The organism is Pararhodobacter sp., from assembly GCF_036802785.1.
Lineage (GTDB): Bacteria > Pseudomonadota > Alphaproteobacteria > Rhodobacterales > Rhodobacteraceae > Pararhodobacter.
Genome location: NZ_DAIRVN010000048.1, coordinates 25,150 through 35,376, shown reverse-complemented (window position 1 = coordinate 35,376; position 10,227 = coordinate 25,150). Strand labels below are relative to the sequence as shown.

Here is a 10,227-nt window from a genome sequence, read left to right as displayed (position 1 = left end):
GTGGGTGGGGTTTCGTGGAAAATGGCCGTTTTGGATGAATCCTCTTTTCCCGGCCGGATTGTCAAGGCGCGCGGCTGGGTTATCCACGGTGGATGAACAGGGCACCGGCGGTGTGGGTAAATTCTTCCGTCAACGGCGACGCAGCATTTCTTCCAAACTATCTATTTGATAAACAACATTTTTTACCACCAATAGGGACCAGATTCACAGAGTTACGCTGTTCATGTCTCTGTGGACAAAATACTAATCCCGATATCCCCTGCCCCTACTACAACCACTTCCCTTATATATACATTTATATAATAGAAGTAGGCGAAGGGCAGGTGAGACATGCTGGTTGAATGGTATCTCTGGATCAAGGCGTTTCATATCATGTCAGTCATCGCCTGGATGGCGGGGCTGTTCTATCTGCCCAGGCTCTACGTCTATCACGTTGAACGTGAAGGGCCGTCTGAACCGGCTAAGACGCTGGTGATGATGGAAGAAAAGCTTCTGCGCGTGATCATGAACCCGGCAATGATTTCCACATGGCTGTTCGGTCTGCTGCTGGCCATGACGCCGGGTGTGCTGGACTTCAGCGCGCCATGGGTCTGGACCAAGCTTGCGGGTATTCTGGCAATGAGCGCGTTTCACATGTGGCTTGCCCGTCAGCGCAAAAATCTTCTCGCTGGCACCAGCACGGTAACCGGTCGCCAGTTCCGAATGATGAACGAAGTGCCGACCGTGCTGATGGTGGTTATTGTGCTGTCGGTGGTCATCAAGTTCTGATCGCGTTGACTCCGGCGCGCATTCATCGTATGGCCCTTCCAACCGTGCCGTCCGGCATGCGTGCTTTCCTATGAATTCTTGATGATATGGCACTCCAGTGCCCGGGAGGTCGTTCCATGACCATGGATCGTTTGAATCTTGCTGATCTTAAAGCCCAGACGCCTGCGGCGCTGCTGGCGATGGCCGAAGAGCTGGAGATCGAAAACGCGTCTTCCATGCGCAAGGGCGAGATGATGTTCTCGATCCTGAAAGAGCGCGCTGAAGAAGGCTGGGAAGTGTCAGGCGATGGCGTTCTGGAAGTGCTGCAGGATGGCTTTGGCTTCTTGCGCTCCACCGAGGCCAACTATCTTTCCGGCCCTGACGATATCTATGTCTCGCCAGAGATGATCCGCCAGTTTTCGATGCGGACCGGCGATACGGTGGAGGGGGTCATTCAGGCCCCGGCTGAGAATGAGCGCTATTTCGCACTGACGAAGGTTGCGCAGATCAACTTTGATGACCCCGAAAAGGCGCGTCACAAGGTGCATTTCGACAACCTGACGCCGCTTTATCCGGATGAGCGGCTGAACATGGAAATCGAAGACCCTACCATCAAGGACCGCTCGGCACGCGTGATCGACATTGTCGCGCCGCTGGGCAAGGGGCAACGTGCCCTGATCGTCGCCCCGCCGCGGACGGGTAAAACCGTGCTGATGCAGAATATTGCGCATTCCATCGCCAGCAACCACCCGGAATGCTACCTCATCGTTCTGCTGATTGATGAGCGCCCGGAAGAGGTTACCGACATGCAGCGCAGCGTGAAGGGCGAGGTTGTGTCTTCAACCTTTGACGAGCCCGCCTCGCGCCACGTCGCGGTTGCCGAGATGGTGATTGAAAAGGCCAAGCGGCTGGTTGAGCACAAGCGCGATGTGGTGATCCTGCTGGATTCGATCACGCGCCTGGGCCGCGCGTTCAACACCGTTGTGCCCTCGTCGGGGAAGGTGCTGACCGGCGGCGTTGATGCGAACGCCCTGCAACGCCCCAAGCGCTTCTTTGGTGCGGCGCGCAACATCGAGGAGGGTGGCTCCCTCACCATCATCGCTACGGCGCTTATTGATACGGGCAGCCGGATGGACGAGGTTATCTTCGAAGAATTCAAAGGCACCGGCAACTCCGAGATCGTTCTTGACCGCAAGGTTGCGGACAAGCGGGTGTTCCCGGCCATCGACATTCTGAAATCCGGCACCCGCAAGGAAGAGCTGCTGGTCGATCGTACCGACCTGAACAAGACCTTCCTGCTGCGCCGGATCATGAACCCGATGGGCACAACCGAGGCGATTGATTTCCTTCTGTCCAAGATGAAGCAGACCAAATCGAACGCCGATTTCTTCTCATCCATGAACACCTGACCCTCGCCTGACCATGGACACGATCGTTGCATTGGCCACGGCGCGGGGACGCGCCGGAGTGGCGGTTGTCCGGGTCTCGGGCCCACTGGCGTGGGAGGTTTGCGCGCAGATTTCGGGCACGGTTCCAGCCCCGCGCCGCGCCGCGCTCTGTCGGTTGCGCGACAGCGACGGGGAGGTCATCGACGAGGCGCTGGTTCTGGCGTTTGACGCGGGCGGCAGTTTCACCGGCGAACGGGTGGTTGAATTTCAGACCCATGGAAGCCCGGCCATTATTGCCGCACTCATTCGTGAAATTCTGCAAATTCAAGGTGTTCGCGCCGCAGAGGCCGGAGAGTTCACGCGCCGCGCCTTTGAAGCAGGCAAGCTTTCACTGACCGAGGTGGAGGGCCTTGCCGATCTGCTGGAGGCTGAGACAGAGGCGCAGCGTAAGCTTGCCCAGCGAATCTTTGATGGCACCGCCGCCCGGCTTCTGGAGGGTTGGCGCGACGATCTGCTGCAATCCGTTGCGATGCTGGAAGCTGCCATCGACTTTTCCGATGAAGAGATTCCTGCCGATCTGTCATCGCATATCCGGCAGCCATTGCTGCGCGTGCAAGCGGCGATTGCGCGGGAGATAACGGGCAGCGCTGCCTCTGAACGCATCCGCGAAGGGTTTGAGGTTGCTATCGTGGGGGCGGTGAATGCCGGGAAGTCCACCTTGCTGAACGCCCTTGCAGGCCGCGAAGCCGCGATAACATCCGAGCGCGCCGGCACCACGCGCGACGTGATCGAGGTGCGGATGGATATCGGCGGCCTTCCTGTCACGCTGATTGACACGGCTGGCTTGCGTGAGACGGATGATGAGGTTGAGAAGATTGGCATTGACCGGGGCCAACGCCGCGCGGAGGCCGCAGACTTGCGGGTCTATCTGAAAATCGATCCGGATCAGGAGGTTAACCCGTTCAACGGGCAGGATATCGTGCTGCTTTCCAAGGCGGATCTTTGGAAGCTGCCAGGGATTTCGGGGAAAACGGGGCAGGGACTTGGTGCGCTTGTAGCCCAGATTGAAGCGCGGCTCGCTGAAAGGGTTGCCGGTTCTTCGGTATTTTCGAGGGAGCGGCATTTTGATAAGCTGCGCAAGGCTGAGACTCATCTTGCTGCCGGGCTCGTTGCGCTTGAACAGGGCGAGACGGGGTGGGAATTTATCTCGGCCGATATCCGTGCGTCGATTGGTTGCCTTGACGGTATCATCGGGCGTATTGATGTAGAGGATGTGCTGGGCCGAATCTTTGCATCGTTCTGCATCGGCAAGTGAGGAGTGTTTCACGTGAAACAATTTGACGTCATCGTTGTCGGCGCCGGACACGCGGGTGTAGAAGCCGCGCATGCCGCGACTCGCCGTGGTGCGAGGACGGCGCTTGTCACCTTCAGCGCTGACGATCTGGGCGTCATGTCGTGTAATCCGGCGATTGGCGGCTTGGGTAAGGGTCATCTGGTGCGCGAAATTGACGCCTTGGATGGTGTCATGGGGCTGGCGGCAGATTACGCGGGCATCCAGTTTCGTCTGCTCAACCGGTCGCGCGGCCCGGCGGTGCAGGGCCCCCGCACGCAGGCGGACCGGAAGCGTTACCGGAGTTTTGTGAAAGCGTTCACCACTGAGACGCCGGGCATCGAGATCATTGAGGCCGAAGTCACCGACCTTGTGCTTGAGGCAGATCGCGTGGTGGGCGTTGAAACAGCCGATGGCGCGCGCATTCTCGCGCCTGCGGTTATCCTGACATCGGGCACGTTCCTCCGCGGTGAGATTCATATCGGAGAAGAGCGCATCCCGGCTGGGCGGCACGGCGCCCCTGCGTCGGTTCGGCTTGGCGCGCGTCTGGCCGAGACAGCGCTTGCAACGGGGCGTCTCAAGACGGGAACCCCGGCACGGCTGAGCGCCCGCACTATCGACTGGGATCGTATCGGGCGGCAGGAGGGCGATGAGAGCCCCGTTATGCTTTCATTCCTCAACCGCGCGCCTGTGGCCCGTCAGATTGCTTGTGGTGTCACACAAACGAACCGTGAAACACATGATATCATTCAGGAAAATCTCCATCGTTCCGCTATGCGCTCTGGCAATATCACGGGTGTCGGGCCTCGCTATTGCCCCTCGGTCGAGGACAAGATAACGCGCTTTGCGGACAAGGATTCGCATAATGTTTTCCTTGAGCCAGAGGGGCTTGATGACGACACGGTCTATCCCAATGGTATCTCCACATCACTTCCGCGTCAGGTTCAGGACGCGTTCATCCGCACCATAGCGGGGCTGGAGCAGGTTGAGATCCTGCAATATGGCTACGCGATCGAATATGATTTTCATGACCCGCGCGGCCTGCTGCAGACGCTTGAATCCCGCGCGTTGAAGGGCCTCTATCTGGCGGGACAGATCAACGGAACCACGGGTTATGAGGAAGCGGCGGCGCAGGGTCTGGTTGCCGGGCTCAATGCCGCGGCCGCCGCGCTTGGGCTTGAAGAGGCTAAGTTTTCACGTAGTGACAGCTATATCGGCGTGATGCTGGATGATCTTTGCAGTCGCGGCGTCAATGAACCTTACCGGATGTTCACCTCACGCGCCGAATTCCGGCTTCTTTTGCGGATGGACAATGCCGACCAGCGACTTACCCCGCGTGGCATTGAGCTGGGTTGCATCGGGGAGCGGCGGAGGGTGGGGTTTTCTGAAAAGATGAATCGTCTATCTGCTCTGCGGATATCATTGGAATCTCAGTCAGTTACGCCGAATCAACTGCAAGATCTTGGCATGACAATCAGCGCGAATGGCGTGCGCAGAAACCTGTTTGAGCTGCTGGCGTTGAGTGATTTTGATGAGAGCAATCTTACGGTAATCGATCCGTCACTGCGCGGTGCTGCCCCGGAGGACCTGGCGCAGCTCAAGTGCGAGGCGATTTATGCGCCTTATGTAGCTCGGCAGATGGCGGAGGTTCATTCGTTGCAGCGCGATGAATCCATCGACATTCCTGCTGACTTTAGCTTCAGTGACATTGCCGGGCTTTCCAGCGAGCTGCGCGAGAAACTTGCTGCGCATAGGCCAGCGAACATTTCCCAGGCAGCGCGGATCGAGGGGATGACGCCAGCTGCGACTGTGCTGCTCTTGGCAAAGCTCCGAAGGGGCGGCGCAGCGCGGGCCAGCCATGCATGATCTGAAACTTCCGGACCTGAATGTTTCACGTGAAACAATCGAACGCCTTGAAGCCTTTTGCGCGCAGTTGGCGCGCTGGTCTGCGAAGATCAACCTGATCGCATCCGCGGACAGCGACACCATATGGCGGCGCCACATCGTTGATTCGGCGCAGCTTTTCGGCCTGCGCCACGCCGGGAACAAATGGTGCGATCTTGGGTCGGGCGGTGGGCTGCCGGCCGTCGTTCTTGCTATCGTGGCCCAGGAGCTTGCGCCGCAACTGCAATTTGAACTCGTGGAAAGTGACGCCCGGAAAGCCGCGTTCCTGCGTGTTATCCGCACCGAACTTGCGCTGAATTATCAGGTACATAATGCACGTGCTGAGGCGCTGCGCCCGATGAATGCGCAGACCGTTTCTGCCCGGGCGCTCGCACCGCTGGATAAGCTTCTCGGCTATGTTCATCGCCATCTTGACCCGGCGGGGGTGGCTTTGCTGCCCAAAGGGCGTAATCATGAGGCTGAGATCGCCGCCGCGCGAAAGAACTGGTCATTCGAGCTGGATCTTGCTGAGAGTGTCGCAGACGAAGGGGCGAGGATCCTGTGCATCACGCAGATTCACCGCATTGCTGGAAGTGCTTGAGATGAAGATTGTGGCGATAGCCAATCAGAAGGGCGGGGTGGCAAAAACCACAACTGCCATCAATCTGTCCGCTGCGCTTGCTGAGCAGGGGAAGAAAGTGTTGCTGATCGATATGGACCCGCAGGGCAACGCCTCGACGGGCCTTGGTGTTTCACTCGATCAGCGCGCGGCGACGGTTTATGACCTCCTGATCGGAGAAGCCACGCTTGCGGAGGTGATTGTTCCGACCTCTACCGACGGCGTTCATGTTTTGCCGTCCACGACTGAGCTTTCGTCGTCTGATGTGCAGTTGTTCAACATCAACAAGCGCAGTTTTCTGCTGCGCGACGCCGTCCGCCACCCGGATCTGGCCGGCATGGGCTACGATTTCATCCTCATTGACTGCCCGCCCTCGCTCAGCCTGCTGACCGTGAATGCTTTGGTTGCCGCGCATTCGGTTCTGGTGCCGCTACAGAGCGAGTTTTTCGCGCTGGAAGGTCTTTCGCAGCTGATGCTGACCATCCGCGAAATCCGGCAAACGGCCAATCCTGACTTGCGTGTTGAGGGAGTGTTGCTGACGATGCATGATCAGCGCAACAATCTTTCGCAGCAGGTGGAGCGCGATGCACGGGACACGCTAGGCGCACTGGTTTTTGAAACGGTTATCCCGCGCAATGTCCGCCTCAGCGAGGCTCCCTCATTCGCGCTTCCCGCCCTGACCTATGATTCCGATTCTAAGGGGTCGCATGCTTACCGCGCGCTGGCGAAGGAATTTCTCGCCAATAACGCGGCCTGAACGGAGAGACAGAAAATGACCGAACGCAAGAATGAACGCCGTGGGCTTGGTCGCGGATTGTCGGCCCTGATGGCTGAGGTTGGTGCGGATATTGGTTTCGCGGGCGGGGGTAGTGAGCCTGCTGCCCCGGTTGAGCGGCAGGGCATCCAGTCGGTTCCGATCGAGGCACTTCGCCCCAATCCTGATCAGCCGCGGCGACATTTTGATGCGTCGCGCCTGTCCGAGCTTGAAGAATCGATCCGCGAGAAGGGCATTATTCAGCCGCTTATCGTCCGGCCGGACCCTGACGGTCCCGGGAAATTTGAGATCGTCGCGGGTGAGCGCCGCTGGCGTGCTGCGCAGAACGCTCGGCTGCATGAAGTTCCGGTTATTGTCAAAAACTTTTCCGACTCGGAAGTGTTGGAGATAGCGATTGTTGAGAACATTCAGCGCGCCGAACTCAGCCCGATTGAGGAGGCTTTTGGCTACAAGCAACTGATGGAGCGCTTTGGCCATACTCAGGAGAAGATTGCCGAGGCACTGGGGAAAAGCCGCAGCTACATTGCGAACCTTCTGCGCCTGCTCAACCTTCCGGACGAAGTGCGCGCGATGCTGGAATCCGGCGATTTGTCGGTCGGCCACGCCCGCGCGCTGATCACCGCGCCGGACCCCGTGGCGCTTGCCCGCAAAGTCATTGAGGGCGGGTTGACGGTGCGTCAGGCCGAAAGCCTCGCCCGCAAAATCCATGAGCCGCGCAAGCCGCAATCGACCGCCGCGCCGCGTGAAAAGGATGCGGACACCAAGGTGCTGGAAGACGATCTTTCCGCAAATCTGGGCATGTCGGTGGTGATCGATCACCGTGCGGGGGGCGAGGGGCAGGTGATCATCCGTTACAAGACGCTTGATCAGCTTGATCAGCTCTGCCAGCTTTTGTCGCAGGTTCGCTGAGTGCCGTTACAAAAGCTGGCGAAGAACGGCATTCAGAACCACGCGGCCCTCATTCGTGGTGCCGATCCGGTCATTCTGTAACCAGATATGGCCGGATTCCAGAAGCTCAGCCAGTTTTTCACGGTTCAGCGGCGCACCTGCCAAAGCCTGATACCGGCTCAGGCTGCTGCCTTCGCGCAGGCGCAGGCTCATCATCAGATACTCGGCGGCCTGGTCTTCCGAGGAAAGCGCCTGTCGTGGCATTTCGCCGCTGCCGGTGCTTTCCACCTGCTCCAGCCAGGCGTTCGGCATCCGGGCTGACTGACATGCCCAACGCGTTCCGCTCAATGTCAGGCGGCCATGCGCACCCGGGCCCACGCCGAGGTAGTCGCCATAGCGCCAATACACCAGATTATGCCGACCCTCATGCGTGTCGCGCGCGTGATTCGAGATTTCATAGGCGGGCAGCCCGGCCGCCGCGCACATCTCCTGCGTGAGAAGGAACATGTCAGCCGATGTATCATCTTCCGGCAGCCCGCCCAGCTTGCCCCGCTGGTACCTGTCGCCGAATGCGGTGCCATCCTCGATCGTCAGCTGGTAAAGCGACAGGTGCCCCGCCTCCATTTTCAAGGCTTTTGTAAGTTCGGCGCGCCAATCCTCAAGCGTCTGATGCTGCCGCGCATAGATCAGGTCAAAACTCGCCCGGGAGAAGATGCTGCGGGCCAAGTCAAAGGCTTTTCTTGCCTCGGCAACGGAATGAAGGCGCCCCAAGCGTTGCAGGTCCGTATCGTTAAGTGCCTGAATTCCTACGGAAACCCGGTTCACACCCGCATCGCGAAAGCCAAGAAAGCGTGCGGCTTCAACGGAGGTGGGGTTCGCTTCCAGCGTCACCTCAAGGTCATTTCCCTGTGGCCAGAGCGCCGAAATGCGCTCCAATATTTGCCCGACCAGATCAGGCGGCATGAGCGACGGAGTGCCGCCGCCAAAGAAGACGGACCTCACCGCGCGCTCACCCGTCATGGCGCGCAGGCGTTCAAGCTCTGTCAGATAGGCGCGGCCCCAGCGCGCGTGGTCAATGCTGCGCGAAACATGGCTGTTGAAGTCGCAATAGGGGCATTTCGCCTGACAGAAAGGCCAGTGGACATAGATGCCAAAGCCTCCGTTCTGCCAGTCGTCGGTCGAATGTTTCACGTGAAACAATGCGCCATCAGGGCGGAAATCGCGCGCGCCCGGTGGCTGATGCGGTTCTTTTCGTCGTGGGGCATCTCGGCAAAGGTCCGCTGCTCACCCTCAGGGACAAACATCGGGTCAAATCCATGCCCCTGCACCCCGCGGACCGGCCAGATCAGCCGCCCCTCGGCGGCGCCCTCAAACACCTCCTCATGCCCGTCTGGCCAGGCAAGAACCAGCGTGCAGCGGAAGCGGCCGCGCCAGGGTTCTGCTGTGCCGGTGGCGAGAATGGCCTGATGCACCTTGTCCATCGCCATGGCAAAATCGCGCCCCTCCGGCGTTTCAGCCCAGTTTGCGGTATAAACGCCCGGCTCCCCGCCCAGTGCGTCCACCTCAAGCCCGCTGTCATCACCCAGCGCGATCAGCCCCGTGGCGCGCGCGGCAGAATGCGCCTTGATCCGCGCGTTCCCCAGAAAGGTGCTCTCGGTCTCCTCTGGCTCAGGCAGGCCCAGCATACCGCTGGACACCACCGCCACGCCCGACGGCGCAAACAGCGCCTGCATTTCCTCCAGCTTCCCGGCGTTATGCGTGGCAATCAGAAGTTTGTCACCGTCGAACCTGCGCATCAGATCGCGCCTTTTTGTGCTGAAACCAGCTGCTCCACCCCGGCCTGCGCCAGATCCATGAGCTGATTCATCTGATCGCGCGAAAAGACCGAGCCCTCGGCAGACATCTGCACTTCGATAAGCCGCTGATCACCCAACATCACGAAATTGCCATCCACCCCGGCTTCGCTGTCTTCGGCGTAGTCAAGGTCAAGCACCGGCTGCCCGGCGTAGAAGCCGCAGGAGACCGCGGCGACATGGTCCAGCATCGGATCAATCGTCAGAATCCCGGCTTTCAGCAGGCGGTTCACCGCAATACGCAGCGCGACCCAGCCGCCAGTAATTGCCGCGCAGCGGGTCCCGCCATCTGCCTGAATGACGTCGCAATCGACGGTGATCTGCCGCTCACCCAGCGCGACGCGGTCAATACCTGCGCGCAGTGACCGGCCAATAAGTCGTTGAATTTCAACGGTTCTTCCAGTCTGTTTGCCTGTCGCCGCCTCGCGCCGGTTGCGCGTATTCGTTGCGCGCGGCAGCATCCCGTATTCCGCCGTAACCCAGCCCTGGCCGGTGTTCTTCAGAAACGGCGGGGTGCGGTCTTCCAGCGAAGCGGTGCACAGCACATGCGTGCCGCCCATCTTGATCAGGCACGAACCTTCGGCATGCCGCATCACATCGGTTTCAATTGAAACCGGGCGAAGTTCATCTAATTTTCGCTGCGATGGCCGCATGGATTGTCCCCTTTGCTCAAAGCCCCCAAATACAGGGCGTGGTCGCAGACATGCAAGCCGCATTGACGCTGCGCCTCATGCACACTAACC

The 10,227-nt window shown here is 59.5% G+C and carries 10 protein-coding genes; 7 read left to right on the top strand and 3 right to left on the bottom strand.

The window, feature by feature from the left end; translation table 11 throughout:
• The first annotated feature begins 330 nt into the window (after positions 1–330).
• From hemJ to V7Q53_RS15500, 7 genes are all read left to right on the top strand, one after another.
• The gene (hemJ, locus tag V7Q53_RS15530) at positions 331–768 is read left to right on the top strand and encodes a protoporphyrinogen oxidase HemJ (RefSeq protein WP_333829572.1); all 438 of its coding nucleotides are present in this window, start codon (positions 331–333) and stop codon (positions 766–768) included.
• A 116-nt stretch (positions 769–884) separates the two neighbouring features.
• The gene (gene rho / locus V7Q53_RS15525; RefSeq protein WP_333829571.1) at positions 885–2,156 is read left to right on the top strand and encodes a transcription termination factor Rho; all 1,272 of its coding nucleotides are present in this window, start codon (positions 885–887) and stop codon (positions 2,154–2,156) included.
• Between the two features lie 13 nt (positions 2,157–2,169).
• Entirely contained in the window at positions 2,170–3,450 is a 1,281-nt protein-coding gene (gene mnmE / locus V7Q53_RS15520) for a tRNA uridine-5-carboxymethylaminomethyl(34) synthesis GTPase MnmE (protein ID WP_333829570.1), read from the top strand.
• 12 nt (positions 3,451–3,462) lie between these two features.
• Positions 3,463–5,331 (top strand): tRNA uridine-5-carboxymethylaminomethyl(34) synthesis enzyme MnmG, encoded by a 1,869-nt coding sequence (gene mnmG / locus V7Q53_RS15515; protein WP_333829569.1) that lies wholly within the window; start codon positions 3,463–3,465, stop codon positions 5,329–5,331.
• Complete coding sequence (gene rsmG / locus V7Q53_RS15510) at positions 5,324–5,950, top strand: 16S rRNA (guanine(527)-N(7))-methyltransferase RsmG (protein ID WP_333829568.1); 627 nt, start codon at positions 5,324–5,326, stop codon at positions 5,948–5,950. Before mnmG ends, rsmG begins: the two co-directional genes overlap by 8 nt.
• A gap of 1 nt (position 5,951) precedes the next feature.
• Entirely contained in the window at positions 5,952–6,725 is a 774-nt protein-coding gene (locus V7Q53_RS15505; protein WP_333829567.1) for a ParA family protein, read from the top strand.
• Positions 6,726–6,740: 15 nt separating this feature from the next.
• Positions 6,741–7,652 (top strand): ParB/RepB/Spo0J family partition protein, encoded by a 912-nt coding sequence (locus tag V7Q53_RS15500; RefSeq protein ID WP_333829566.1) that lies wholly within the window; start codon positions 6,741–6,743, stop codon positions 7,650–7,652.
• A gap of 6 nt (positions 7,653–7,658) precedes the next feature.
• Here V7Q53_RS15500 and hemW read toward each other — a convergent pair whose 3' ends face one another.
• Genes hemW through rph form a run of 3 tightly spaced genes read right to left on the bottom strand, consistent with a single transcriptional unit; the run spans position 7,659 to position 10,137 of the window.
• Positions 7,659–8,822: a radical SAM family heme chaperone HemW gene (gene hemW / locus V7Q53_RS15495; protein ID WP_333829565.1), complete on the bottom strand. Its 1,164-nt coding sequence runs from the start codon at positions 8,820–8,822 to the stop codon at positions 7,659–7,661.
• Positions 8,819–9,430 (bottom strand): RdgB/HAM1 family non-canonical purine NTP pyrophosphatase, encoded by a 612-nt coding sequence (rdgB, locus tag V7Q53_RS15490; protein WP_333829575.1) that lies wholly within the window; start codon positions 9,428–9,430, stop codon positions 8,819–8,821. Before rdgB ends, hemW begins: the two co-directional genes overlap by 4 nt.
• Positions 9,427–10,137: a ribonuclease PH gene (rph, locus tag V7Q53_RS15485; protein ID WP_333829564.1), complete on the bottom strand. Its 711-nt coding sequence runs from the start codon at positions 10,135–10,137 to the stop codon at positions 9,427–9,429. Before rph ends, rdgB begins: the two co-directional genes overlap by 4 nt.
• Between the last annotated feature and the right edge of the window lie 90 nt (positions 10,138–10,227).

Bases quoted from the DNA above. Each gene is read 5' to 3' on its own strand.
- mnmE (WP_333829570.1), top strand. From the start codon at position 2,170: ATGGACACGATCGTTGCATTGGCCACGGCGCGGGGACGCGCCGGAGTG.
- V7Q53_RS15505 (WP_333829567.1), top strand. From the start codon at position 5,952: ATGAAGATTGTGGCGATAGCCAATCAGAAGGGCGGGGTGGCAAAAACC.
- rph (WP_333829564.1), bottom strand. From the start codon at position 10,137: ATGCGGCCATCGCAGCGAAAATTAGATGAACTTCGCCCGGTTTCAATT.
- V7Q53_RS15500 (WP_333829566.1), top strand. From the start codon at position 6,741: ATGACCGAACGCAAGAATGAACGCCGTGGGCTTGGTCGCGGATTGTCG.
- rho (WP_333829571.1), top strand. From the start codon at position 885: ATGACCATGGATCGTTTGAATCTTGCTGATCTTAAAGCCCAGACGCCT.
- rsmG (WP_333829568.1), top strand. From the start codon at position 5,324: ATGCATGATCTGAAACTTCCGGACCTGAATGTTTCACGTGAAACAATC.
- hemJ (WP_333829572.1), top strand. From the start codon at position 331: ATGCTGGTTGAATGGTATCTCTGGATCAAGGCGTTTCATATCATGTCA.